The organism is Ancylobacter sp. TW_SC_1, assembly GCF_056836805.1.
Map to the genome: position 1 here is coordinate 4,803,881 of NZ_CM166365.1, position 26,318 is coordinate 4,830,198.

The window sequence follows — 26,318 nt, forward strand, 5'->3', positions numbered from 1 at the left end:
GCGCGTCGGCTGGTAAGCTTCGCGAGGATGATGGCGCGGGTCGCGGACGCGATCGCGTTTAACGATGTTAATCGGCGTGAATTCGTTGCCGGCCTGCTAGCTCCGACGTGCCAGCATGTCCCGCGCTGCGGTTGCGTAGTGTGGCGCGCAGCCAGGAGAGACGCGTCCGCGACACTCGGCAAGGAGCGCGGCAGTGTCCGGGCGCTCGTGCAGGCTATGGTTGAGAATAGCGGCCTTCAGCTCCAGATGATGGGCCGATTGCTGCTGCGCGACCAGCAGGGCGTTCTGGACCAGCCGATCTATGCTCTCCGTGCTGCCGCCGCCGATGATCTCAAGCTCGGCTTGCACGAGGACGAGATCGGCAAGATTACAGGCACCTCCGGCCGCCCTCGCATGTTCGATCGCGCCCACCGCCGTCGAACGCGCGGCCTCAATCAGGCCGAGCCCCGCCTGGCCGCGCGCAAGGCTGGCCATCATCTCCGTGGCGAGAACCTGGTGACCCTCGATGCGACAATAGGTGAGCGCGCGTTCAATGGCAGCGACGCCCTTGGCCGTGTCGCCGCGTTGAACGGCGAGCTGCCCCATCAGGCCTTCCCCCACCACGCGATAAGGGGGCAATGCGTGACGGCTGGCATGCTCGAGAAGGCGGCGTATGCGCTGGTCTGCCAGATCGGCGTCTCCGTTCCACAAGGCGACAGTTGTTGAGTAGATGAGCGCAATGCAGATGGAGACCGGATGGCCACGGCGATCCGCTTCGTTGATGACCTCGGTGGCGAGCTGGGCCGATCTCGGTATATCTCCGCGCAGCCACGCCACCCGCGCCAATACCTCGATTGCCCGCACCCGGTGATCAAAGCCGAAATAATCGACATTAGGGGCGTCCGCGAATGGCAGACGTTCAAAGCCGCGCTCGGTGAACAACTGCCCCTTGAGCTGGTCGCCGAGAAGATGATGGCCGCATCCCATCATCCAGTCCGCCATCGCGAGCGCTCCCGGGGAGCCGATGCGCTTGCCGAGGTCCATGCAGCGCTCGGCCACGGACAACGCCCCGCCGAAGTCGCCGAGCCGGGTGATGAAGATGTGTTCTCCGGCGAGCAGATGAAGTTCATGAGAAGCTTCGTTCAGGCGTGCCGCGAGCGATTGTCCGCTGCGTATGGCCGAACTGATGGTGCCGCGGTTGCCTTGAGTGAACATGGCACCGATCGCCAGCCCCTCGAGCAGCAGCAACTGGACATGCTGGCCCTCCGTTTCCTCGCCAAGCGCCTCGAGCCCCAATTGGCACCAATGCTCGCACTCGGCCAGAAGCGAGAGGCCAAGAAAGAGCGGAGCGGCGACTGCGGCTAGGTGGACGAAATCCGTGGCGTTGGTCCTGTCGTCGCGCGCCCAGTCGAGTGCGGCGCGAACGTCGCCCAGGCGTGGCGCGTGAGCAGAAAGATCCCGCCCGCTGAAGATCGCCGTGTCCAGCTTGTCATCTTTCAGGACATGAAGGACATGGTGAAGGTGACGGAGAGCGATCCGGTCCCGTTCGCCGGCCTCGTCCAGCTTGCGGGCGGCAAACGCCCTTGTCGTGTCGAGCAAGCGGAAATAGACCGGCGATCCGCCGGCCGATGTCCAGATGAGGGACTTGTCCACCAGCCCGGTCACCGCGTTCGCCACCGACAGCCGGTCTTCCTCGCTGTCGCCCGCGACCGCCAAGGCGTCCTTCAGCGTAAAAAAGCCGGTGAATACCGCCAGCCGTTGAAGAACGTTCTGATCTCGTGGCGACAGCAGCGCGTAACTCCAGTCAAACAGTGCCCCAAGGGTCTGATGACGCGCCGGCGCGCTGCGGCGCCCCAGACCATGCAGCTGGAAGCCTTCCCGCAGCATGTCGGCCACACCCTCGATGCCGAAAGTGCCGGCACGGCTCGCGACCAGTTCAATGGCAAGCGCGACGCCATCGAGACGGCGACAGATGTCGCCCACCAACTCGGCCTGCGCGTCCTCCAACGGTACCCGATGCCCACTTGTCGCGGCGCGGTCCATGAACAGCTGGACGGCCGGAAAGGCGAGCGCATCGGCGGCCGTCAGGCCGATGGCCTCCGGAGGGGTCTCGAGCGGCTGAAGGATGTGGACGTGCTCTCCGCTGACCCTGAGGGCTTCCCGGCTCGTGGCCAAAATATGCAGTTCATCCAGCTCGGCGAAAAGCCGCTCGCAAAGGCTGGCTGCCGCATCGACGAGGTGCTCGCAGCTGTCCAGGATCAGCAGCGTTCCTGTTCCCTGCAGATGCGCGATGATCGCCTCTTCGGTGTGTCCGGGCTTCGAGACCAGCCCCAGCGTGCTGGCCAATGCCGAAGCCAGAAGAGACGGATCGCGAACCGGGCTGAGGTCAAGGAAAATCACATCACGGCTGCGCGCACCTTGGACATCCTGGCCGATCAGCACCGCGACGGTGGTCTTGCCGATCCCGCCGGCGCCCACGATCGTGATAAAGCGCTGCTGGTCCAATTGCCTGATGAGGCTCTGCACGAGGTTGTTCAGGCCGATGATGCGGGCTGGCGGCAGCGGAAGTCGCTGCTGCGGTCGAGATGGAGATGCAGGGGCGCCGGAGGATGGGACGGAGGCCGGCATGGTGGCCGCGTTCTGCGCCCAGCTGACCGGCGCTACGAAGCAATAGCCGCGGCCGACGAGGTTCTCGATATATTGGCCCCTGCCTCCGTCATCACCGAGGCTCCTGCGCAGCGCCGAGATGTGGACGCGCAGATTGGCTTCCTCGACGGTGAGGCCCGGCCACGCGTGCTCCAGAAGCTGGCGATGCGTCAACACGCGCCCGGAATTTTCCACCAGCGCGATAAGCAGATCCATCGCCCGTGTGCCGAGGTGCACGGACACGCCGTCGCGCAACAATTGTCGCCGCGATGGGCTCAATGCGTAGACGCCGAAATTGGCGACCCCCGTTGCGCCCGTCCCGGCGGGAATCTCAGTCATTACATTTCCCCGGATACTCCCTGGTGCGATGCGCACGATGTTGCGCCGTCACATCATTTCGGCGCACATCGATAGCGGCCGGCTGCGTGAAATATGTGTCGAGGAGACGGCGAACTTTCTATGGTACCTCGCCAGGCCGCCTACAGGCACTCAAGCAGTGGCCCCGCCGCCGAGTGCCGGTGAGGAAATTAGTCGCGAGAATGGTAAGAGTCGAGTAGATATGGCAGCTCCTTGGCCGCCGCAGTTCGACCGAGAGCAGCCGAAGCTCAAGACGCGCGTATGCGAACTCAGACGACGAGAAACAGCTGCACCGAGGTGCGCGATGGTCTTCGCGAAGGATGGGAAAGACGACGCGACCGGCAGGCTGGCGGGGCCGTTTCACTGGATTCTCGGCATACTGGCGGCGACTTGCCTGGCCGTACCTGCCGACGGCGGCGAACTCTCTTTTGCTATCGGCCACCCGCCTCAGTCGTATGTAGTGCTCGGCGGGAATGCATTCGCCGACGCACTGAAGAGGGAAACCAACGGCGCGGTGACGGCGCGGGTCTTTTCCATGTCCTTGCTGAGCATGATGGAAACCTCAAGCGGTTTACGCGAAGGCTTGGCCGATGTTGGTACGGTGATGAATCCGTACCATGCGGCGGAGTATCCTCATGTGAACCTGATCCACGACGCCTCAATGGCGCTCGAAGACTTCACAGGGCTAACACGTAACCTGCAGGGCGCGGCCTATGCGGGGGCGATGGCCGAGTTCGTGCTGATGCGGTGTCCCGAATGCGATGCCGAGTTCGCCCGCCAGAACCAAGTCTATACTGGTGCGGCCGCCACTACGCCCTACACACTCAACTGCACCCGACCCATCCGGACACTCGACGACTTCCGAGGCGCGCGTTTGCGCATCGGCGGCGGTAATTGGGCGCGCTGGGCAGCCGCGCTCAATGCCACGCCGGTCACATTGTCCGGCGACGAGATGCTCGAGGCTCTAAGCCAGGGCATTCTCGATTGCATCCTGCTCGACATTCCGGATGTGACGAATTTCGGCTTGTCGGGCACGTTAAACCACATCACGACCGATGTGCCCGGAGGCGTGTTCGTGGTTGCGTTTGCCAATGTCAATCGTGACGTATGGCACGGGCTTTCGAGCGCCCAGCGTGTTGCCTTCATGAAGTCTGTTGCGCATGGGACGGCGGTAACGAATTGGGCCTTCAGGCAAGGTGAGGTGGAGGCGCTTTCGCAAGCCGATGCAGGCGATAGGGCTGTCCACAATGCCACTGGCGAAGTACGCGCCGCTACGACGCGTTTCATACGCAGCGATCTTGACGATCTGGCCGGGATTTATGCCGCCAGAGGCGTCACTCGCGGTACCGAGATGCTCGATGACTTCTTCGCCCTTCTTGGCAAATGGGCTGTCCTGGTCAGTAACGTCGATTCCGCGGAAGATTTGGAGCGCATCTACTGGACGGAGATTTACTCGAAGGTCAACGTCGATCGGCACGGATTCTGACGGTCACCAATGGCTATGGAGAGCGGCGCGATGGGCAAGATTCGCATGAACGCCGCAGCGTTGCACGCAGGAGAACTGCTTGGCGGCATCGCAATCGTCGTGATGATGGTGCATGTGAGCCTCGACGTCGCGGCAAGAAAGCTGCTTGGTACGCCACTGCCCGGTACGCTTACTATCGTCGCATATTACTACATGGTGATTGCCGCTTTTGCTCCTCTCGCTGCGGTCGAGAGGGTGCGCGGGCACATCGCCGTCGACGCGGCGCTGGATTTGGTGCCGCGTCGACTTAGACATCACGTGCAGAATTGGACGGGTCTCGTCGCCGGCATCGCGATTGCCTTGGTGGCATGGCGCGGCTGGACCGATGCAGTACGCGACTGGAACATTGGCGCGGTGCAGGTGCAGGGCAGCGATATCGTGCCGGTGTGGCCGGCGCGTTTCGTCGTTCCGCTTGGAGCCAGCCTTCTGGCACTAACCTTGTTCGGACGTTTCACCACCTATCTGATAGGAAACACTCACCCCCTCCGCAATCAATGAGCTCCGACCATGGACGGCACCGAGGTCGGGCTAGGAGCGCTGGCTGCACTTGTCACACTCCTCATCCTTGGCATGCCGATCGGACCCGCGCTTATCGCCGTTTCCTTCGCCGGCCTGTGGCTCCTCAAGGGATGGCACGTCGCGGCCGGGGCTCTTGGCATCATCCCCTATCATTTCGCAGCGAACTGGGTCCTGAGTTCGCTGCCGATGTTCCTGCTTCTCGGCCATGTCTGTCACCAGGCGCGGCTGACAGACGGGCTGTTCCGAGCGGCGCGAGCGTGGTTGGCGGGGGTGCCAGGCGGCCTCGCTATCGCCTCCGTTTTCGGTGCCACCGGTTTTGCCGCGATGTGCGGATCATCGGTGGCTTGTGCCGCGACCGTCGGGCGCATCGCAATCCCGCAGATGTTGAAGGCGGGATACGACGCCCGTCTGGCGACAGGTACCGTCGCTGTCGCGGGCACGATAGGCGCGCTCATCCCACCGTCCATCGTCCTGATCCTCTATGGCGTCATCGCGCAAATCCCTGTGGCACCTCTCTTTCTCGGCGGCATCGGGGCGGGGCTGCTCACGGCAATTGGCTACATGGCGGTCATCATCGTGCGAGTCAGCCTCAATCCGCGCCTCGCGCCGGCCATCGGTCGGAGTTCATGGACTGAGCGCATATCGAGCCTGCGCGAGATCTGGCCCGTTCTCGTGGTGGTCGTCAGCGTATTCGGCGGTCTCTTCGGCGGCGTCTTTACCGCGACCGAAGCCGGTGCGGTGGGGACCACGATTGCCATTTGCCTCGCTTTGATGCGGGGGACACTCACCAGGCGCGGGTTCGTGGATGCGGTCAGGGAAACGGCTTTGACGACGTGCAGCCTGATGCTGATCGGCATAGGCGCGAGCTTGCTTGCGCGATTGCTGACCGTTGCAGGGACCGGCGCGTTCATCACTGAAGTCGTGGCGTCCTTCGGCGCCGACCGGACCTTACTCCTCGTCGCTATCGCCTTGGTCTACTTGTTCCTGGGGCTTTTTCTCGAACCCATCAGCATCATGCTGATCACGCTGCCGATCATCCTGCCCATTGTCTCGCAAGTGGGATTCGACCTCGTCTGGTTTGGTGTCGTTCTGACCAAGCTGCTCGAAATCGGAATGATCACGCCGCCGATCGGCTTGAACATCTTCGTTATAAAAGGGGTGGTGGGCGAGTTCGTCCCGACCTCCGCGATCTTTCGCGGGGTATTATGGTTCATCGTTAGGGAACTCGCGGTCCTGGCAATGTTGATCGCGTGGCCCGCCATTGTTCTTTTTTTGCCGGCAATCGCTGGCTGATCAAGAAATTGCTGCGCGCGACTATGCTCCGAAGAAGGTGCGCGTGAACGCCGTCTACCCAGGCGACATCCACACGCCGATCTGGAGGCGGGGTAAGGAGGTTCGTCCGAACCATTGCCGCCCCCGACTGGCTGGCGCCGTTTGGTCGGATCGGCTCACCGTGGCCTTGGCCTGGCGGATAGCGATGTCTGTCAACGGCATTGGAGGCGCCCTTTGTTGGCATCGCGATTTGTTGGCATCCGCGAATGCCAACGGACCCCGGAGAGCCGCCGTGAGCCTCAAATTCAGCTAAGTCGAGGAAATTTCCCGCTTTTTGAGCTACCTAGAGCCACCTAAAGCGGGGAAATGGCGCCAGGGACGGCGCCCAAGAGGAACCACATTCCAAGGTGGTTACGGACAAGTGGGACGCTAAATCGACCACTGATCCGAAAGGCTTTTCCGATGGGGTATTCCCACCGGAGGGCGACGACGAATGAGTGCCAATATCGTCGATCACGAGGGAGGAGATGCGGCGCGAAAGCGAGCCGACATCGATCAGTCGATCGTCGGCATTGTTTTCCCCGAGGAAGCGACCAGCCTGCCGGCGGCGTCCAATTGGAAGAAGTCGGTGCGCTCGCCGAAGCCGGTAAAGCAGCCCACTTCGGGCTGGCTGGCGGACTGCACCAGGGATGATAAGGGCCAGCCGCTCGGCAACCTGGCGAACGCGGCGCATGCTCTGCGCTGCGATCCGGGCATCGCCAACATCTTCGCCTATGACGCCTTCCGCTCGTCATTGATCCTCGAAAGCCCGGTGCCGGCGCCCGGCGAGGGTGATGTGCTGCCGGATGACGACTTCCAGGCGCGCCAGGTATGCGACAACGACGTGAACCGCCTGCAGGAATACCTGCAGGATGGCGGACTGCCGCGGCTCGGCAAGGACACTACCTATCAGGCCGTCGACATCATCGCGCATGAGCGCGCTTTCCACCCCGTGCGCGACTACATCGAGGCGCTTGTTTGGGACGACAAGCCACGAGTGGTGACGTGGCTGCAGACCTATCTCGGCTGCGAGCCGACGCTCTACACGTCGCAGATTGGCAGCATGTTTCTGATCGCCATGGTGGCCCGCATCTTCGAGCCGGGCTGCAAGGCGGACTACATGCTGGTGCTGGAAGGTCCACAGGGCGCGATGAAGTCGAGCGCCTGCAGGATCCTCGGCGGCGACTGGTTTTCCGATAGCATGCCGGACGTGACCAGCGGCAAGGATGCAAGCCTGCATCTCCCCGGCAAATGGCTGATCGAGATTGCCGAGCTGTCCGCCATCGGCAAGGTGGAGGACGCGGCGCTCAAAGCCTTCATCACCCGCTCCGTAGAGCGCTACCGGCCGCCTTATGGGCGCATGGAAGTCGACCAGCCTCGCCAGTGTGTATTCATCGGCACAACGAACAAGTCGGCCTACCTGCGCGATGAAACGGGCGGGCGGCGCTTCTGGCCGGTCAAGGTCGGGAAGATCGATCCGAATGCATTGCTTCGCGATCGCGACCATCTCTTTGCCGAAGCGTACCAGCTTTATCTGGCCGGCCGTCAATGGTGGCCGAGCGCGGATTTCGAACGCGAGCACATCAAGCCTCAGCAGGAAGCCCGCTTCGAAGCCGATGCATGGGAAGAGATCATCGGCCCGTGGCTGCTCGGCAAGACCCGCGTCACCGTCAAAGACGTGGCCCTTTACGCCCTGAACATCGAGACACCGAGGATCGGCACGGCCGATCAACGGCGCATCGCCGCCTGCCTCGAACGACTCGGCTGGGGCCGGGTTCCTCGCGGGCCGAATGGCGAACGGTGGTTTGGGCTGATAGAAGGAGGCGCACGGTGACGCTCAAGAACCAGAGGCGTCTGACGCACCCCGACGCACTGACGCACTCCGACGCAGTTTCCATAAACCGTACGTGCGTACACGCGCGCGCGCACACATACCCTTTATATACAGAACTGTGTCGGAGTGCGTCAGTGCGTCAGACTCCGTCAGGAAAAGCTGGCGAGTTGATAGGGCAGTCGTTGGAAGAGTTGGCGAACCGTGTTCGCCGCCTTGTTCCCTCGCATCGTGACCCCGAGGCCTTCCACGAAGCCAAGTCCGAGATCGAGGCGGAGCTGCGGCGGCTGTCGCGGGTCCTCCCCATGGCGAGGCATACGGGTCGGGCCGAGCACGAGGCTTTGCCAGACGGACCCGATTTAGTCGCTAAAGTTCCCGGCTTGAGGAAGGGTTGAGGATGCAGGATTTGCATAACTCATCCCTCTTCGGCGACACCGGTTTCAGATCGGCGGAGACCCTTTCCAAGAAGGGTTTCGCCGAAATGATCGGCGTCTCGGCTGGCCGCGTCTCCCAGCTCATCACCGCCGGCCTTCCCGTCGAGCCGAACGGGCGCATCCATGTCGGACGCGGCAAGGCCTGGGTGGCTTCGAACGTCGACCCGAACCGCCGGCGGGCCTCGCTCGATAGCATGGCCCCCTCGCCTGCTCTCCTATCGCCCCGTGCCCTGCGCGACACGGCGGAAGCGGAGATCGCCCGCCTGAAGGCCGAGCGCATGGGGCGGGCGCTGATCGACCGCGCCGCGACGCTGCGCACCGTCGAGAGCCGTGCCCGCCTCGAGCGAGACGCCTGGCTCGGCTGGGTGAACCGTGCGGCGCCGGAGATCGCCTCCTGCTCCGGCGCCGACCTCTCCGCCGTCGTCGCCGCACTCGATCGCCTCGTGCGGGCCCAACTGGTCACGCTGGCCGATATGCCGCTGGAGGGTATTCCACATGACTGATCTTGCCGACCTCACCACCGAGCTGGTCGACGCGGCCTGGCGGCGCGGGCTTCGGCCCGAGCTGCAGATGACCGTGACCGAATGGGCGGATGCCAACCGCACCCTGCCGGGCACCAACGCCGAGCCCGGGCCGTGGCGCACCTCTCGCGTGCCCTATCTCGCCGAGATCATGGATTGCCTCTCCACCGCCTCGGCAATCGAGCGGGTGGTGCTGATGAAGGGCGCGCAGACCGGCGGCACGGAAGCCGGCCTCAACGCCATCGGCTACTGGATCGCCCATGCGCCGGGCCTCATCCTCGCCGTCTGGCCCTCCCTCGATATGGTGCGCCGGAACTCCCGCACCCGCATCGAGCCGCTGATCGAGGGCACGCCGTCGCTGCGCAGCCGCATCGCGCCCGCCCGCGCGAAAGATCCCGGCAATACGGTCGGACTGAAAGAGTTTCCCGGCGGCGCGCTCATCATGACCGGCGCCAATTCGGCAACCGGCCTGCGCTCCACCCCGGCGCGATACCTGGTGCTCGACGAGGTGGATGCTTTTCCGGCGGACGCCGACGGCGAGGGCGACCCGGTGGCACTCGCGGTGCAGCGCACTGTCACCTTCCGCGGCCGGCGCAAGATCTTCCTCATCTCGACGCCGACCGAGGCCGGCGTGTCGCGGATCGAGAAGGCCTATGCGGAGAGCGACCAGCGCCGCTACTTCCTCCCCTGTCCGCATTGCGACACCTATCAGGCGCTCACCTGGCGCGGCGTGACCTGGCCGGAGGGCGAGCCTCGCAAGGCCTTCTACACCTGCGAGGCCTGCGGCGGCGTAATCGAGGAAGCCGACAAGCCGGCGATGCTGGCGAAGGGCGAATGGCGCGCCACGGCACAGGGCGACGGCCTTACCGCCGGCTTCCACCTCTCGGCGCTCTATTCGCCCTTCGAGAGCTGGGGCGAGATCGCCGCCGACTTCCTCATCTCGAAACGCGATCCCGCCCGACTGAAAACGTGGACCAATCTCAAGCTTGGCGAACCCTTTGAGGATCGGGACATGGCGCCGCTGGCGCCGGACACACTCGCCGCCCGCGGCACCGCCTGCGACGTGCCGTGGACCGAGCTGCTGCCCGAAGGCATCGCCGTCATCACCGCCGGCGTCGATACCCAGGACGATCGTATCGAGGTGGAGTTCGTCGGCTGGGGCCGCGGCGAAGCGAGCTGGTCGCTCGACTATGAGATCATCCACGGCGACACCTCGCGTCCCGAGGTGTGGACCGCCCTCGATCGCCTGCTCGCCCGCCGCTTCCGCCACCCGAAGGCCATTCCCGACCTTCCCGTGCTCGCCGCCGCCATCGATTCGGGCGGGCATCGCACCGACATGGTGATGACCTTCTCGGCCGAGCGGCTGAACCGGCGGATTTGGGCAATCAAGGGTCGCGGCGGTCCCGGCGTGCCGCCCTGGCCGAAACGCCCGCCCAAGGCGCGCATCGCCCATCTGGCGCCGGTTCACATCGTCGGCGTCGACACGCTCAAGCACGGGCTGCTTTCGCGGCTGCGGATCGACGATGGCGGCGCTGGAGCCTGCCACTGGCCGGCCGAGCGCGACTATCACTGGTTCACCGGCATCGTCGCCGAACGCCCTGTGCGCCGCTATCTCAAGGGCGTCGCCCGCGTCGAATGGGTGCCCGATCCCGGCGTGCGAAACGAGCCGCTGGATTGCCGCGTCTACGCGACGGCGGCGCTGCACGGGCTATATGCCGCGGGGATGTCTCTCGCCGAGGCCGTCGTAAAATGCGAGTCGGCAGCCGCCTCGGCGGAAATGCAGCCAGCCCGCGCGCAACCGAGCCAGCACAGCGTCCTCCGTTCGAAATGGCTAGCGGGAGGCTGAAGATTCACTCCGGCCGAGAGTTCACGATTAGATCCGACAGCCGCTAGCGCCAGCACTGGGCAACTTCGTCCACTCTGTTCCGGATATCTCTCACTCGCCGGATCACCGGACATCTGTCACTGGCGCAGGGAACTGGTAAGCTGATCGGGACCTTGTGTTGGAGCTTTTAGTGTCCGAATCATATTCCGAGGCAGCCATGCGGCATTTCGCGGATGCCGACCACCTGGCTGAGAAAGATCGTTGGGATGGAGCGGGCTATCTGATCGGATATGCCGTCGAATGCGCAATTAAGTCGGCAATTGAGGCGACACGCCCCACAGCCGAAGCACCTCACAAACACCTACCGTGTTTGATCGAGCGGGCGAAGAAGTCCCTGCAAGGACGCCGGCCGCATTCAGTCTTCACGGTCCTTGAACGGAATGGCTTTATGCAGGGATGGCACGTAGAGACCCGATACGCGGCCGATGGAGGCATCGACGAGACCGTTTACAAAGTGTGGCGTGCTGACGCCAGCCGCATGCTTGCCGCGGCCAATCTGAGGCGTCATTCACGATGATCCGTTATGACGAAGCGCTTCCCCGGTTTGCGTCCGTCGTGAAAGAGGCGATTGGCGAGCAGGAGCTCCTGAAGCATCTATTCCTGCGCGATGCCGCTGGACGTCTGACCTTGGTCACAAGCTGTGCACTGGAGCCTGCCGTTATCGAACAAATTAGCCGGAAGGTGGAGGATCTGGCGCCATGGGTAGATCAGTCGCTCCCGGTTGCATCTCCCGAAGATCTCTTCGACGAGGATCTTGCTGCACCCGATGCCGGAGTCTTTGAGTACATCCGGCAAGAGAATTTCGTAGGCTTCGTTCGTATCGTCGAGCGTCGTCTTGTCGGACAGGATTGGCTTCGGGCGCCGATGCCGACGATCGACGGGGTGCCTCCTATCGTTGTCTTCGCCAGTCACAAGGGCGGCGTGGGCCGCTCCACGGCACTGTCGGTCGCGTCGGCGGCGATGTCACGCAATGGACAGAACCTGCTGGTCATCGACCTCGATCTGGAAGCACCAGGGCTTGCTTCCATGCTCCTCAAGGAAATACCTGCTTTCGGCGCATTGGACTATTTCGTGGAATCTGGTGTCGCCGAGGTAGACGAGGGCTTTCTCGACGACATGGTTGGGACCAGCGAACTGGCCACGGAAGGATTGCTCCATGTCGTGCCCGCCGTCGGGCAATCGAGCGTGGACCATCCTGAGAACGTCCTGGGGAAAATCGCACGAGCGTACATCGAGCGAATGAATGCAGATGGCAAAACTATCTCCTTTCTCGACCGCACTCGTGAGCTAATTCAGCGACTGTGCGATCGCACGCGTTATGACGCCGTCTTTATCGACGCGCGGGCGGGCCTGAACGAGGCGACGGCCGCCGCGATTCTTGGGCTGGGCGCGGACATCCTTTTGTTCGGTGTCGACACTCCGCAAACCTTCGACGGCTATCGCTTTTTCCTCGCCCACCTTCAGCGGTTCCGGCCGAGCGCTTCGGGCGACGACGATTGGCGTTACCGCCTGCGCATGGTTCAGGCAAAGGCACAGGCCGACCCCAAAGCTCAATCGGAGTTTCGCACGCGAACTTTCGAGCTGTTTTCAGATACGCTTTATGACAGCGAGGAAGGCATTGAGGAGCAAGCTTTCAATTTCGATTATGATGATCCGAACGCACCGCACTACGCTTGGCCGATCTTCTATGATGGAAACTATGCCGAGTTCGACCCGATCGCCCATGGGGACCAGTTCGCCGAGCATATGTATGATCGAACCTTTGGGGCGTTCATTGGAGCGCTGCGCAACACGATCGGACCAGCAACGTGAAGGTATCTAAGGCTACTCCGTCCGATATCCGCCTGTTGCGTGAAACCTTGGCCGAGTTACGTCCCGGCTCGTCTCACCAGGCCCATGACGCGCCGGCGCTAGAGGACATCTTTGCGCCCGCCCGGCACGCCCATGCTCTCGACCCCCAGAGGTCGCTTGTGGTTGGAAATCGGGGCGTGGGAAAGAGCTTTTGGTCATCCGTACTCACGCATCCGGCGGCGCGCAACGAGGTTGCGCGAATCTATCCGCGCCTCAAACTGAAGCAGATCCACGCTGTTCTCGGCTTTCATGAAGCGGCAGGTAAGGATGACGGACCCGCACCGTCGCGGGATGCTCTCGCTCGTCTTGGCCGGGACGGTTTCGAACCCGAACAGATCTGGCGTGCGGTCCTCATCCAGGCGCTGCGCGCTGAACTTCACCAGGCAATACCTACAACGCTAAAGGAGACGATCGGCTGGATCGAGGAGGATCTCGACAGGTTCGAGGCAGCTCTACGGCATGCCGATCGTACCTACCTCGATCGTGGAGAGACCTTCCTCCTCGTCTTTGACGCTTTGGATCGGCTCGGCTCGGATTGGGCGGCAATCACGCCTCTCACTCGGGGAATTCTGCGTCTCGCGCTCGATATGCGCGGCTTTCGTGCCATGAAAGCCAAGATCTTTATGCGCACTGACCAATCTAAAGACGATTCCTTGTTCCGTTTTGCTGACGCCTCTAAGATCAGGTCAGACGCCGTGCTTCTGGTCTGGCGGCGCCCCGAACTCTTCGGGCTGCTATACAACCATCTCGCAAAGACTAATGAGGCCGCGGCGGCTCTTGGGCGGCTTGCCGGCGAACAGGTTGAGTCCAGTGCCCTGGAGGACCTGCGTGACGATGAATCCGCACAGGAGCAGCTGTTTTATCGGCTGGCAGGGGAGTTCATGGGTGCCGGTCCGAAACGGGGGAGGACCTATAATTGGATCTATGATCATCTCGCCGATACCTTCGGTGAGACCAGTCCACGGAGCTTCCTAACAGCCATCCAGTGCGCGTCGCAAACTAATCCCGCGCCGAAAGAGACGGTGATTGATCATGCCGGCATCCGCGCCGGCGTGCAAGAAGCCTCTCAGGTGCGAGTTCGCGAACTGAGCGAAGACTATGAGTGGATCGAGAAAGTCATGCGTGCCCTTGCTGGCCTCGAGGTGCCCTGTGATCCGGGGATTTTTCTAAGGCGGTGGGATGAGCGCGAGACCGTGCGGCAGATACGAGCCGACGCTGGTATGGCGACGCGAAAGCTTCCGCTTGAATTGACTGCCAGCAGTGAGACGCCGGAGCTCGACCTTTTAGAAGCTTTAGAGAATATTGGAGTAATCGAATTTCGGACAGAAGACCGAATTAACATGCCGGACATTTTTCGTGTCGAAGCAGGAATAAAGCGCCGCGGCGGGGTTCGGCCACCTGGAACTACCAGAAACTGAAGCGCGGTTTCGTACCCCCCCATCTACTTAGCGTGGCAACTAAGATAATATGCTGTGGAGACACGGTGTGTTTTTCGTATTCTTCGTGGCGGCTAACAACGCGACTAATTACCTAAATGCCGCAGCTTCCATTGCGTAAGGCGCCTGTCTGACCCCGAACTTTTCCAGCTCCTTCTGGCCGGAATTCTGGGAGCACCTCATAAGAACCATGACGAAGTCTCTCAGGCTCTCGACCTTCTCACCGTCGCTCCGACCCAGACGATGTTCTGCCGGTAGATCGGCGATCTGAAACAAGCGCCCTCAGGGTGCCGACCGAGCAAGCGCTCATGTTTCTGGAATTTCACTCTCCTCATCGTACACTGCCATCAAACGCCATTGCTGCTCATAAACCCTGGATAGACGGGAACACTTTGGACAACTAAGGATTTTTCCGTCACCCAGCAGGGTAAGGCGATCCTTTTGTTTCGAGCCACAACCGTCGTGAAGACATTTCCACTCGAAGGTGGCGACATGGAAGCCATACCTGCCATCTACCCTAACTATTCGATACTGCTCTCGACACTCAACGCACTTCACATGACCGCTCTCAACATCAATAGCGGTGCATTGAACTCTCTCACCGCATGCCCCACAGTGAAATGCTGGTCCACGAACAAACGTGACAGCCCCCGCATCGTCTGAGAGTAGCAACTCCACACGTCCTATAACGGATCGGCACCGACGAACCGCCTTTACCTCGTTGAATCCTAGACCTCTCCTCATATCTTTAACTGTTGGTGTATGTATATGCGCGCTCAAAGCATTGTATTCTCGCGCTAACCAGCGACGCTCGAAACGTTCATCTTTCAGAGTGACGAGTGGGAGATTTTCGCTTCCCTCGATCTCAATTTCTATTTTGGCCTCGGCCGCATCATCAATAAGAAGAATATGCTTCATGACTTGATTTGGTTGCCAGTTAACTTCCTCCGCGGTGTCGTCTTTGCAGTACATATCCAGCCGCTCATAGGCCAGACATTCAAGGCAGCAGCGGAGCTCCAAACATGCGTGCCTCACAAAGCCTAAGGGAATGAGGCGCTTAGCCTCATCCAGATGCGCTCTTGCCAGTTCGCGATAGGACAATTCCCTCTCCCCTTCGTCGGAGCGCCTTACCCATGCGCCGCATGGCAGGCCTGTCGCCGTTGCCGGCGCTGCACACCCCCAGCCTAGTCAGGCGCACCCCAGATTCTTCGTAATCAAATTCGCGACCTAGCAGCTTCGAATACCAGAGGTAAGCTCAGTGTCATCTGAAAGATAGGCAATGGCGTCACGGAGATTCCCAACTGTCATCGGATGGACGGAGCCTGGTATCCTTGACCCGCTTGGGATAGGCAGCTTGTTATGATTGACCTGATCTGTCAGGCGCCTTCCTCCGCCGTACCACGGCATCGTCGGCGACGAACTCGGCGCCTGCAACCCTTCAGGCGCCCATCTTCCTCAACCGCACCCCCGGCCCCTCACCGTTCTCGTCGACGAATATAACGCCGGCGCTTTCCAGCGCCGTGCGGATCGCCGCAAGGTTGTTCACGGTGGGAGTGCGGCGCCCTTTCTCGAAATCGCGGACAGTGCTCTCGCTAAGGTTGGAGCGCGATGCCAACATTGACTGGGACCAATCCAGAAGACCGCGCGCGGCCCTAGATTGTGCCGCGGTCAGCGGAAGACGCACGGTTTCCATAAATGCTCCACGAAAATCGTTGACGGATGATTTCATCAACGCTATCCGTTGACTGTCAACGAATTCCTAACACAGGAGCACGCGCATGGACACCCATGTCCGCGAACGGGACCGGCTTGCCCGCTCTCGACGGGAGACCCTTCGCCTTGGCTTGAGCACCCTCGTCGTGGGCGCGCCCACCGTTGGTCTCGCTTGTGCCGCCGTGCAGGATCCGCCCTTGTCGCCACGCGAGCGCATAGAGCGCGCTGTGGCTGAGATCGAAGCGGCGATGCGCCAGGCCTATCCGGGCTGGCGTCTCCAATGCACCGATCGCGTGATCCGCCCGCTGACACTTACGGGCGACGGATCGCTCCAAGAAATGGAGCCCTCCAGCCACGCCGTGCTGATCTACGCGTCTGACGAACGATACGGCGAGGAAGAGGCGCGGCTTTTCATCCATCGCAAGCCCGATGGAGAGCGCGCATGACGGGAGATCTGTTCGGCCATTCCGTGCGCGCTGAGGATCTTCTCTCCCGGCGCCTGCGGCTCGAAATGGTGCCCGGCGATTCCATGGAGCCCACGCTCCGCAGCCGCTGGGATTTTGTGCTGGTGCGGCCCGTCAACGCCTATGAGGGCGAGGGCATCTATCTCGTCAGCGATGATTTCGGCAGATGGAAGATCACGCGCGCGTCAAGCACGCTCGGCGGCAAGAGGGGGCATGTCCTGCTCTATGTCGATAACAAGCGCTACAGCGAGCGCCTGGTAACGCGCGAATGGTTCGATGAGAACGCGCTTGCGATCGTGGTCGCCGACATCAAGGTGCGCGACCATCAGCTGTTGCAGTCGGCTGCTAGCTCCGAGGTGCGGCAATGACCGACAATCGCCCGCCGCAGGTGCGCTTCCTTGATGACATCCAAGACCTGGCGCGAATGGCCTCAATAACCGAGCCGCTGATCGAACAGGCTCTACGTCGCGCCCGGCCTTGTGAAGGCGGTGGTGGTGACGTGATCATCCTCATGAGGAATGAGATGGTCGAGAATGTTTGCTTCGCAATCACGGACATTCTGAAGCGCGCGGAGAGCCTGGCCGCCCGCTGCGGTGAAATGGAACAGCAAATCGACGGCTCGACCAAAGATTGGCCTAAGCAGTTGATTGACTAGATTTGTTTCGAGGCGGGCTCACTCAGGGCCTCACCACAGCGCGATGAGAAAGCGGCCGAGCTAGGCCGAGCAAGGCCGAGCAAGGCCGAGCAAGGAAACGATACGCTTGCATTGTTATCGGAACCAGTGCATATGTATCGTTATGGGCGGACACGGTCAGGACAAGCGGTATTTGCTTTCGACGCTGGTGGCCGTCGCCGGCGTTAATCCGATCACGTTCAACTCCTGGCGCCAGCGCAACGGGCTCTTTCCCTGGAGCCTCAAGGCGAAGGGATGGAAGCAGTACTCAGCCTCGGACATCTGCGTCGCCTACTGTGTAAATGGCCTGATCAAAAGCGGCTGTGCCGCACAATTCGCTGTCGACGTTGGAATGATACTGCTACCGCGCTTTGAAGAAATGTGGTCCTCTGACGGTGTTGATGCATTCGATAACTGCATCGCCCTCATTTCTACCATCGACCATGGATCGAGCAACAAGTCGAATATAGAGATCGACATAGAATTTCACGATCCGTCAAAATCAATATTGGCGATTGTGCGCGGGCGCTTTGGCTGGGGCACGGCACAAATCGTGGACCTTTATGACGTGATGCTCAACGTCATCCGTTCACTCAAGGCGCTGCAGCCTGAAACCGTCATGACCGCCGAGGAAACGCGAAGCTTCGTGTTTTCGTCGCTCGCCAAAGCAATCACCAAGGCACAAACGGATGAGGAGGATTGATCTCAAATGGCACGATCCTCTCTCACCCGCATCTTCAGCCGCCTCTGGAAGCGCTCCTATGAGGGCGCGGCGACGGGCCGACGCACGACAGGCTGGGGCTCGATGCGCAACCAGCATGCGGCAGCCGAGGCAGCGCGCAAGCCGCTAGCCCGCCGCGCGCGTTATCTGGTCGCCAACAATCCGCATGCGGCTGCGGCCAAGGCGGCATGGGTAGCGGCTTTGGTCGGCACCGGCATCGTGCCGGCGATCACCGCGGAACTGGCGGCGCGCTGGACGGCATGGACCGACGAGGCCGACGCCGACGGCCTGTCGGACTTCTACGGCCTGACGGCGACCATGGTCGGCGGCATGGTGGTCGACGGCGAGGCACTGGCGCTCAAGATCGCCACCCCGGCGGGCTTGCGTATCCGTGTGCTCGATCCCGACCAGCTCGACGCTTCCCTTACCCGCCAGCTCCCCGACGGCGGGCGCATCGTCAACGGTGTCGAGTTCGACGCCTTCGGCACCCGCACCGCCTACTGGATCGTGAAGGAGCGCCCGGAGATCGGCCTCGGCCTCACCCTCGCCCCCGTGCGGGTGCCCGCCGAGGACGTGATCCACATGTTCCGGGTCGACTTTCCCGGGCAGGTGCGTGGCATTTCGTGGTTCGCGCCGGCCCTGCTCCGTCTTGCCGAGCACGACGAATGGCACGGCGCGCAGCTGACGCGCCAAAAGATCGGCGCCCTGCTCACCGGCTTCGTCACGACCAAGGACGGCGCGGTGCCCTTCTCCGGCGACAGTCAGGGCGACGCCTTGATCGGGTCCATGGAACCCGGCGCACTCAACGTGCTGCCGCCCGGAAAGGATGTGAGCTTTTCGGACCCGCCAGCCATTGCGCAGGAAGCGAACGATTTTGCCCGCATCACCCTGCGCGAGATCGCGACGGCGCTTGGCCTGCCTTATGAGGTGCTGACCGGCGACCTTTCCAGCGTCAATTACTCCTCGATCCGCGCCGGCCTCGTCGAGTGGCGCCGCCGGATCGAGATGATCCAGCACAACGTCATCGTCTTCCAGGCGCTTCGGCCGATCTGGCATCGCTGGGTGATGATCGAGAGTCTCGCCGGCCGGATCGACGGCCGGATCGAGGGTCTTCTCCCTGTGCGCTGGATCACGCCCAAGCAGCAATGGGTTGATCCCGCGAAAGACGTGCAGGCGGAGATCGACGCCATCAATGCCGGGCTGATGAGCCGGCGCGAGGCGGTCGCTGCCCGCGGCATGGACATCGGCGCGCTCGATACCGAGATTGCCGCCGACAAGGCCCGCGAAGCGACGCTCGGCCTGTCCTTCAATGCAGCGGCCCGGCCGGCTCAACCCGGCGAGGTGGCGGCATGATGGAGGACCGCATTCAGCCGCTTTGGGCCGAGTTCCGCCGCAAGGCGCTGCCCCACTTCAAGCCCAGACACCTGTCGCTTGATGAGCTGCGCCGCCTCGAATGCGCGGCGATGCACTGGCATCGCGACGTCAAACACGTCCTCGAGGCGCGTGAGCGCACCTATGGGAGGAAGCGGCCTTGAACACACCCGGCCAGATACTCACCCGCCGCGCCGCTCGCCCAGCCTCCAGCTGGGATCCCGAAACGTGGAGCTTCCTTCTGGTGCTCTCGACGGGAGCGCCTGTCTCGCGTTGGGATGCACGCGGTGAATTCGATGAAATTCTCTTGCTGTCGCAGTCCGATTGGCCCCAGCGGGTGCCGCTCCTCGACAGCCACAGAAGGGAGAGCGTGGATTATCGGCTTGGGTTGGTCGACAGCATTCGTGCGGTCGGCGGGGAACTACTCGGCCGTGCCACGCTCTCCCGCCATTCCGAGCGCGCCCAGCGCATCGCCGCCGAGCTGACCGATGGAGGCACCTTCCCTTCATCGATGGGTTACAGCGTCCGCAGCGAAGATTGGCTGGAGCGGACCAATCAAAAGACCGGCCGCCGCGAGAAGATCGCCAAGAGGATCGAACTTCAAGAAGGCAGCCTCGTTCTGTTCCCCGCCGACCCGCATGCAGGCATCAGGAGCCATGACATGACGGTCAGCCACGAGCCGGCGCACACGCCGGCTCCGTCCACCCCGCCCGCCGCGGCGGCCCCCAACCCCACGGCGTCCGCGGAACGGGCCGCCGTCAATGCGGAGATTCGATCCATCGGCTCCGCCGCAGGTCTCGACCAGGCGTGGATCGACGGGCAGATCGACGCCGCCGCTTCGGCCGACGCCGCTGCACGCGCCGCCCTCACCGCGATGCAGACCCGCAACGCACCCCTGCAGACCTTCCGCTCGACCGCGCCGACAATCACGGTAGGGCAGGATCACAACGACCCGGCGGCGATTATCTCGGCGATGGGTGACGCTCTGGCGCATCGGATGGACCCGCGCCTCTGTAAGATCGAGGGGCGCGCGCGCAGTTATGCCGGCTATGACATGCTCGGCATGGCAGGCGACATCGCCCACGCTCGGGGCGATCGGGTGAATCTGCGCGACAAAAACGCTCTGATGGAGCGCGCCGTCGGCGCTCACTCCACCAGCGATTTCCCTCTGCTCTTGGCCGACGCCGGCAACAAGGTCCTACTTGCCAACTACCAGGCGGCCGATCCGACCTACCGGCGCTGGGCTGCGCGCCGCGGCTTCACCGACCTCAGACCCCAGAATTTCTATCGCGTCGGAGATTTGCCCCGGTTCAAGGAGATTGGGGAGAACGGAGAAGTACAATACGGCACGATCAGCGAGAACCGCGAGCAGGTCGCGGCCAAGGAATATAACACCGGCATCATCATCGGCCGGCGGGCGCTGATCAATGACGACCTGTCGGCCCTCGCCGATTTCTCGTCCATGATCGCCATCCGCGCGGCGGCGGATGAAAACCGCATGGTCTATGCCCTGCTTATCGGCAGCCCTCAGATGGCCGACGGCAAGGCGCTGTTCCACGCCGACCATGGCAATCTCGTCGCCGGCACGACCATCGGCGGCGCGCCGCAGGTACATGCCAGCGTGAGCGCTCTGCGCAAGCAGAAGAGCCTTGACGGGCTGGTGCTGAACCTCGCGCCGCGCTTCCTCGTAGTCGGGCCGGACATGGAGCTGGGGGCGCGTCAGGTGCTCGCCGCCATCACGGCCACCAAGTCCGGCGATGTGAACCCCTGGGCCGGCACGATGGAGCTGGTAGTCGACGCCAATATCTCCGGCAATGACTGGTACATCGCCGCCGATCCGGCCGCCGCGCCCTCCATCGTCTATGGCTACGTCGCCGGCGCCGAGGGGCCGCAGATCCGCACCGAGATCGACTTCGACACCCGCGCCGTCAAGGTCGCGGCCGGGCTCGACTTTGGCTGCGGCGTCATCGACTTCCGCGGCCTCGTGAAGAATCCGGGGGCGTGATGAGCGACACCGCCACCCTCCAGCAACGGCTCGAAGCCCTGCGCGATGCTCGCGCGCAGGGCGTCTCCCGCATCGTGGTGCAGACCCCGCTCGGCCGGCGCGAGATGGAATATCGCACCGATGCCGACCTCGCCGCCGCCATTGCCGATGTCGAGCGCCAGCTCGCCGCCGCGCAGGGCACCCGCATCAACACTGTCTATTTCCAGACCTCGAAAGGGCTCTGACCATGAAGAACTTCATTCAGACCGGCGATGTCGTGCCCGTGACGGCCCCGGCCGGGGGCGCCGCCTCCGGTGGTGGCATCCTCATCGGCTCTCTGTTCGGCATCGCCGACCACTCGGCCGCCGAGGGCGCGCCCGTCGAGATCGCCACGCGCGGCGTCTTTGACCTCCCGAAGACTTCCGCGCAAGCTTGGACCGTTGGCGCCAAGGTCTATTGGGACGCAGCCAATGCGGTTGCCACCACGACCGCGAGCGGCAACAGCCTGATCGGCGTCGCACTCGCCCCCGCCGCCAACCCCTCCGCCATCGGCCGCGTGCGGCTTAACGGCGTGGCCGTGTAAAGGAGGGCGGCGGTATGGCTCGCGTCCGCGCACGCTTCACGGCAGCCGAGGTCACGCGCGCCTTCAAAGGCGCGCGGAATGCAGGCGTGCAGCCGCGGATCGAGATCGACCTCGACGGCAAGATCATCGTCATGCCAGCGCCTGTGGAAGAGCCGGAAACACGCTCAGCGATGGAGGCCCCAACTGAAGATCCCAACCCTTGGGATGAGGCGATAGGCTAATATGCCCCGCCCCAACCCGCCCTACCTCTCGCGAGACATGGACAGGCACGGCAACGTGCGCTGGTACGTGCGCGTGCCGGGCAAGCCGAAGATTCGCATCCGGGGCGAGTACGGCACGGGCGCATTCTGGTCGGCCTATAGCGATGCCCTGGCGGGTCGCGAGCCTGCCAAGGTCGGCGCGCGGGAGGCAAAGGCGCCCGCCGCTACCGGCTCTCTCCGCCAACTTTGCGAGCGCTATTTCGGCAGTGCCGAGTTCAAGGGGTTGGACGAGACGACGCGGCGGGTGCGCCGTTCCATTCTTGAGCGCCTCTGCCGCGAGACGCCCGCCAGCGGCAAGAAAGCCTATGGCGATCTTCCCTATCGCTCCCTGCTTTCCCGGCATGTGCTTGCACTACGTGACAAACGAGCGGAGACACCCGGCGCGGCAAATTCCATGATTAAGGCGCTGCGCCAGATCTTCGCGTTCGCAATCGCGCGCAAGCTCGTGGAAAGCAATCCAGCGAAGGAGGTGCCCTATCTTCCCAAGGTGCTGCCGGATGGCATTCCCGCGTGGACCGACGCCGACGTGGCGAAGTACCGCAAGGCGCACCCGGAAGGCTCCATGGCTCGCCTCGCGCTCATGCTTTTCCTCGAATTCGGTCAGCGCATTTCAGATGTCCACCGGCTGGGGCCAGATATGGTCCACGATGGAAGCATCACCTTCACACAGTGGAAGAATCGTCGGCACAAACCGGTGATGCTCACCCTGCCGATCAGCGACGAACTGCAGGCGGTGCTTTCTGCGCAGCCTCCGGGACGCGAGACGTTCCTCGTCAATGATTTCGGGCGGTCTTTCGCATCCACTGCCGCCTTCGGCAACAAGTTCCGCGACTGGTGCAGGGACGCAAAGCTGGTGGGCCGCTCGGCGCACGGCCTGCGCAAATACTTCTCCGCCAAGCTCGCTGAGGATGGCGCCAGCGATCGCGAGATCATGGCCTTCACCGGTCATCGCACCTCAAAGGAGGTCGACCGCTACACACGATCGGCGAGCCAGCGGCGTCTGGCGCAGGCGGCTCAACAGCGGCTCGCAGCGAATAGAATTGTCCCACCGGTTTCGGCGGCAGCCAAAAGTGGGACAAAAAACGAGGTTAAACCTTTGTCGGAAAATAACTTTCCCGAAGTGATGGTGCCAGGGACGGAATAAAAGTAATAGAATAATCACTTGAAATAAATAACACACGTAAAAATATTTTTACAATAAATTCAACAATAATACCAACTCTTCTATACCGCACCGGATGCGATTTACATCTCTTTTATACGCCTCAGTTCGCCACGTCAATTTTACTACGATTTTTCCGCAACCAATTTGTTCTTTTCAACCTGAATGAAGGCGGGCTAATCCCACACCCTTTCGTAGCGGGTTTAGCGCGACGCTGGAGGCGTCATGGCTAGCCTAGCAAGGAGGACGAGCGACGTTACCGCTCATAATCGGCCTTCCGCGATGGTCAGCCCTGCCGATCCGCCGTGGCTGGGTCAAGGCCGGAGCCGCATGAGCGGTGGCGCGAAGCGCCAGCCTTGACGCTGTCGCGGCGGACCGGCCTACTGGTTCTTCGCGGTAGCTCTATTCCTGTGAATTGGGACGGTCGTCCAACCGCCCGCCACCCCAATCTAGAAACCGCCGCCACTCGAAAGCTCGACCTAAAGCCCCAACCCTCGATTGCGGCCAAGGCTCCACTCAACACCGCCATCGCGGGAGATGCCGGATATGTGCCGGCCGATCTGCTTTTCCAGCACAGGCTGCCAGGGCACGAGCTGGAAGCCGAGACCATCGTCGATCATGGCGAAGCGTCCGCTGGCCAGATTGACCGAGCCGGCGAGCCGGCCGGACACATACTCGCCCGGCTGGCTGGGGCTGTAGGAGAGCCCACGCTCCGCCGCCAGGACGCGGCCGACGCGGTCCACCTCGACAGCCTCAAGCCGGGCGAGGATGTCGCGTGGCGCACGGACGTTGCCGTTCTCCAGCCGCACGGCATGACCCTGATCGACAAGGCTCTGACGGCGGCGCTCCAGAGCATTGCTCACCTCGCCGCCGAAGCCCGCGTCAGACAGCTCGGTGCGTTGGCGCGAGGCCAGTTCCCGGTCGAGCCAGGTGGCGCCATCGCTGCCCACCTGCTGGTCGAGATCGACGGCGGAGAGCGTGCGGACAGCGAAGTCCTTCCGCTCGGTTCGCGCATCATGTGCGATGCCTCGCTCGGGCAGGTCGTCGGGGATCTTCCAGTGATCCGCGTCCATGCGCTCGACATGGCCGGCGCGGCGTAGCGATTCCAGCCGGCGCACATGGGCGCGGATGAAGGCATCGGGATCGCCGCGCTGCTGCTCGATCGCCGGTCGCGCCAGCTCCAGATGCTCGCTCGGCCGGTAGATACCACTGTTTGCCTCGGCCATGGTGGCGATGTTGAGATCCGCCGGGCGGGGATCAGATGTCGTCGGCAGCGGGTCGAGCGCGACGATGTGGCCGCGCTTGATGTCTTCCAACCGGGCGGCGTCGCTGGTCTCGACATGATGGGTGCGTCCGTCCACGCCATCGATGACCAGATAGAACCGCTCGCCCATCTCATCGCCGGCCAATCCCTTGTCGAGCACGCGTCCGATGAGGGCATGAGAGATGCGGTTGCCATGGGTGACGTATTGATCGGCGCCGCGCTCGTCAGCCAGCCCGTGATCGGCCAGCGCGCGGTGCATGGTGCGGAGGATGTCCTCGCGTTCGCCCATTGCACGGAGGGTGCTCTCGGCGCGCTCCACGACGCTCCAGCGCCCCGGCTCGATCTCCTCGGCGATGCCGAAGCTCTCCAGCCGCTTCACCCGGTCGATGAGAACAAGCCGGTTGGTGCGCACGAGATAGCTCTCGCCAGCGTCCGGCCGCAGATCGAGGACGCCGTGCTCACGCTGCTCGGCAATCATCATCCGGTCGAGCCGGGTGAGGCGGTCGGCGTCCACCTCATGGCGCAGCTTGGCCTGCAGCTCGAGCTCGGTCTGCGGGCCAAGCTCCAGCGTCATCAGCTCGCTCGCCCGATGGCGGATGCCATGGGCGATGTAGTCGCCGGCGATGTTGAGGATGCGGCCATCGTCGAGCACGCCGCGCACGACAATGTGGCTGTGGGGATGGCCGGTGTTGTGATGATCGACGGCGATCCAATCGAGCTTGGTGCCGAGGTCATTCTCCATGTGTCGCATCAGGTCGCGGGTGAAGCGCTTCAGGTCGCCGAGTTCGGCGGCATCTTCGGGCGCGACGATGAAGCGGAACTGGTGGCGATCCTCGCCACTACGCTCCACGAAGGCCCTGGCGTCGACGTCGTCACCGAGGGCTGAGTAGGCCCGGCCCTTCTCGCCGTCGGGGGTTACGCCGTCGCGTTCGAGGTAGCGCAGATGCGCCCCGACCGCGCCCACGGACACCGCGCCGCGCATCTTCGGGCCGCGCGCGCTCTTCCCCTTCCCGACAAGCCTCACCACCCGCGCCTTCACCACGACGCGGCGGGAGCGGAACCGGCCTGAGGACCCCGACTGCCAGCCGCCGCTGTCGCGCGGCAGCGACGCCATCGCCTTCGCGCCGCGACCGCGTGCGTTGAACCGACCGCTGCCGCCTCCTTCCCGGGCAACCCCGCCACCGGACCACGCGCCGCCGCCGGCATGGCGCGCGGCGATCAGGGCCTGCTGGACGAACGGCAGCTCGTGCGTCTTCAGCCGCGTGCCCCGGCTTCGCGGGCGGCCGGGCTTGATGCGGAAATCATCGTCGTCGCGGCGTGTCATGACCGCAGGTTTGGCCACCAAAGCCCGCCCCACAAGTCGAAAATCACTCGGTCAAAGTATAGCGTGGAAACGTCGGCTTTGGCGCGCGGCCGGCGAAGCGCACATTGCGGGTGCACACGAAAATCGACGAAATATCAATCTCTTGAATGACCGTCGCGCAAAGCTCCACCTTCCAAAAAGTCACTTAGACCCGTTTTCCGGAACGGAAAACAACGTGCAGACAACAAATTAAGGGCGCAGACCGCGCGGATTGAAAATCCGCTTTATCTTGCCCTCAAGATCCTCTGTTTCATCCTTTCCGAAGCACCATTATTCAACGTATCCAAATATACTATGAAACACTATCCGAACAACATACGCAGGCGTCAAATCCTGCCGATGGGACGCCAGACTGGCCCGTTCTCAGACCGGCGCCCAAGGAACGTCGATGCAATCGACGGTGCGCTTACCGTTCGCAGCCGCTGGGCCGCAGCCGGATTACCGTCGAAGGGTCGATCGGCAAGC

General features: G+C 62.8%; 24 protein-coding genes. 19 read left to right on the top strand and 5 right to left on the bottom strand.

The genetic code is table 11. The features are described 5' to 3' along the window. Positions 1–96: 96 nt before the first annotated feature. Entirely contained in the window at positions 97–2,964 is a 2,868-nt protein-coding gene (locus AC1PZ7_RS22765; protein WP_482357448.1) for an ATP-binding protein, read from the bottom strand. A gap of 322 nt (positions 2,965–3,286) precedes the next feature. Between AC1PZ7_RS22765 and AC1PZ7_RS22770 the strand changes: the two genes are divergently transcribed. From AC1PZ7_RS22770 to AC1PZ7_RS22795, 6 genes are all read left to right on the top strand, one after another. Next, complete coding sequence (locus tag AC1PZ7_RS22770) at positions 3,287–4,468, top strand: C4-dicarboxylate TRAP transporter substrate-binding protein (protein WP_482357449.1); 1,182 nt, start codon at positions 3,287–3,289, stop codon at positions 4,466–4,468. A gap of 30 nt (positions 4,469–4,498) precedes the next feature. Next, complete coding sequence (locus AC1PZ7_RS22775; RefSeq protein WP_482357450.1) at positions 4,499–5,005, top strand: TRAP transporter small permease; 507 nt, start codon at positions 4,499–4,501, stop codon at positions 5,003–5,005. Positions 5,006–5,014: 9 nt separating this feature from the next. Beyond that, on the top strand, positions 5,015–6,319 hold the full coding sequence (locus AC1PZ7_RS22780; protein WP_482357451.1) for a TRAP transporter large permease: 1,305 nt from the start codon (positions 5,015–5,017) through the stop codon (positions 6,317–6,319). A 472-nt stretch (positions 6,320–6,791) separates the two neighbouring features. After that, positions 6,792–8,171: a virulence-associated E family protein gene (locus AC1PZ7_RS22785; protein ID WP_482357452.1), complete on the top strand. Its 1,380-nt coding sequence runs from the start codon at positions 6,792–6,794 to the stop codon at positions 8,169–8,171. Between the two features lie 394 nt (positions 8,172–8,565). Then, entirely contained in the window at positions 8,566–9,105 is a 540-nt protein-coding gene (locus AC1PZ7_RS22790) for a hypothetical protein (protein WP_482357453.1), read from the top strand. Further along, complete coding sequence (locus tag AC1PZ7_RS22795; protein WP_482357454.1) at positions 9,098–10,969, top strand: phage terminase large subunit family protein; 1,872 nt, start codon at positions 9,098–9,100, stop codon at positions 10,967–10,969. Before AC1PZ7_RS22790 ends, AC1PZ7_RS22795 begins: the two co-directional genes overlap by 8 nt. A gap of 394 nt (positions 10,970–11,363) precedes the next feature. On the opposite strand, the gene AC1PZ7_RS22800 is transcribed toward AC1PZ7_RS22795, so the two are convergent. Further along, entirely contained in the window at positions 11,364–11,516 is a 153-nt protein-coding gene (locus tag AC1PZ7_RS22800) for a hypothetical protein (RefSeq protein WP_482357455.1), read from the bottom strand. Between the two features lie 5 nt (positions 11,517–11,521). Between AC1PZ7_RS22800 and AC1PZ7_RS22805 the strand changes: the two genes are divergently transcribed. Together AC1PZ7_RS22805 and AC1PZ7_RS22810 are read left to right on the top strand one after the other, a co-directional pair. Next, positions 11,522–12,820, top strand: coding sequence for a KGGVGR-motif variant AAA ATPase (locus AC1PZ7_RS22805; protein WP_482357456.1), 1,299 nt, complete (start codon positions 11,522–11,524; stop codon positions 12,818–12,820). A gap of 176 nt (positions 12,821–12,996) precedes the next feature. Then, entirely contained in the window at positions 12,997–14,277 is a 1,281-nt protein-coding gene (locus tag AC1PZ7_RS22810) for a hypothetical protein (protein WP_482357457.1), read from the top strand. 324 nt (positions 14,278–14,601) lie between these two features. Here the strand turns inward: AC1PZ7_RS22810 and AC1PZ7_RS22815 are convergent, their stop codons facing one another. Both AC1PZ7_RS22815 and AC1PZ7_RS22820 read right to left on the bottom strand, forming a co-directional pair. Continuing rightward, positions 14,602–15,396, bottom strand: coding sequence for a hypothetical protein (locus AC1PZ7_RS22815; RefSeq protein WP_482357458.1), 795 nt, complete (start codon positions 15,394–15,396; stop codon positions 14,602–14,604). Between the two features lie 337 nt (positions 15,397–15,733). Next, a complete protein-coding gene (locus tag AC1PZ7_RS22820; RefSeq protein WP_482357459.1) occupies positions 15,734–16,024 on the bottom strand; it encodes a helix-turn-helix domain-containing protein in 291 nt (96 codons plus the stop codon). A gap of 49 nt (positions 16,025–16,073) precedes the next feature. On the opposite strand from AC1PZ7_RS22820, the gene AC1PZ7_RS22825 reads away from it, so the two are divergent. From AC1PZ7_RS22825 to AC1PZ7_RS22875, 11 genes are all read left to right on the top strand, one after another. Continuing rightward, the gene (locus tag AC1PZ7_RS22825; protein ID WP_482357460.1) at positions 16,074–16,454 is read left to right on the top strand and encodes a hypothetical protein; all 381 of its coding nucleotides are present in this window, start codon (positions 16,074–16,076) and stop codon (positions 16,452–16,454) included. Next, positions 16,451–16,840 (top strand): hypothetical protein, encoded by a 390-nt coding sequence (locus AC1PZ7_RS22830; protein ID WP_482357461.1) that lies wholly within the window; start codon positions 16,451–16,453, stop codon positions 16,838–16,840. The genes AC1PZ7_RS22825 and AC1PZ7_RS22830 overlap by 4 nt, the downstream gene beginning before the upstream one ends. Continuing rightward, positions 16,837–17,127, top strand: coding sequence for a hypothetical protein (locus tag AC1PZ7_RS22835; protein ID WP_482357462.1), 291 nt, complete (start codon positions 16,837–16,839; stop codon positions 17,125–17,127). The genes AC1PZ7_RS22830 and AC1PZ7_RS22835 overlap by 4 nt, the downstream gene beginning before the upstream one ends. Before the next feature lie 172 nt (positions 17,128–17,299). After that, complete coding sequence (locus AC1PZ7_RS22840; RefSeq protein WP_482357463.1) at positions 17,300–17,848, top strand: hypothetical protein; 549 nt, start codon at positions 17,300–17,302, stop codon at positions 17,846–17,848. 6 nt (positions 17,849–17,854) lie between these two features. Then, positions 17,855–19,219 (top strand): phage portal protein, encoded by a 1,365-nt coding sequence (locus AC1PZ7_RS22845; RefSeq protein ID WP_482357464.1) that lies wholly within the window; start codon positions 17,855–17,857, stop codon positions 19,217–19,219. Further along, positions 19,216–19,401 carry a hypothetical protein gene (locus AC1PZ7_RS22850; protein WP_482357465.1) on the top strand — a complete coding sequence of 62 codons (186 nt, stop codon included), beginning with the start codon at positions 19,216–19,218 and terminating at the stop codon, positions 19,399–19,401. The genes AC1PZ7_RS22845 and AC1PZ7_RS22850 overlap by 4 nt, the downstream gene beginning before the upstream one ends. Beyond that, positions 19,398–21,242, top strand: a complete 1,845-nt coding sequence (locus tag AC1PZ7_RS22855) for a prohead protease/major capsid protein fusion protein (protein WP_482357466.1) — start codon at positions 19,398–19,400, stop codon at positions 21,240–21,242. The genes AC1PZ7_RS22850 and AC1PZ7_RS22855 overlap by 4 nt, the downstream gene beginning before the upstream one ends. Then, on the top strand, positions 21,242–21,466 hold the full coding sequence (locus AC1PZ7_RS22860; RefSeq protein ID WP_482357467.1) for a phage head-tail joining protein: 225 nt from the start codon (positions 21,242–21,244) through the stop codon (positions 21,464–21,466). The genes AC1PZ7_RS22855 and AC1PZ7_RS22860 overlap by 1 nt, the downstream gene beginning before the upstream one ends. Before the next feature lie 2 nt (positions 21,467–21,468). Then, entirely contained in the window at positions 21,469–21,804 is a 336-nt protein-coding gene (locus tag AC1PZ7_RS22865; protein ID WP_482357468.1) for a DUF2190 family protein, read from the top strand. A 14-nt stretch (positions 21,805–21,818) separates the two neighbouring features. After that, positions 21,819–22,025, top strand: coding sequence for a hypothetical protein (locus tag AC1PZ7_RS22870; RefSeq protein WP_482357469.1), 207 nt, complete (start codon positions 21,819–21,821; stop codon positions 22,023–22,025). Positions 22,026–22,062: 37 nt separating this feature from the next. Beyond that, positions 22,063–23,208 (top strand): tyrosine-type recombinase/integrase, encoded by a 1,146-nt coding sequence (locus tag AC1PZ7_RS22875; RefSeq protein WP_482357470.1) that lies wholly within the window; start codon positions 22,063–22,065, stop codon positions 23,206–23,208. A gap of 497 nt (positions 23,209–23,705) precedes the next feature. On the opposite strand, the gene AC1PZ7_RS22880 is transcribed toward AC1PZ7_RS22875, so the two are convergent. After that, positions 23,706–25,814, bottom strand: a complete 2,109-nt coding sequence (locus AC1PZ7_RS22880) for a DUF3363 domain-containing protein (RefSeq protein WP_482357471.1) — start codon at positions 25,812–25,814, stop codon at positions 23,706–23,708. Positions 25,815–26,318 lie beyond the last annotated feature (504 nt).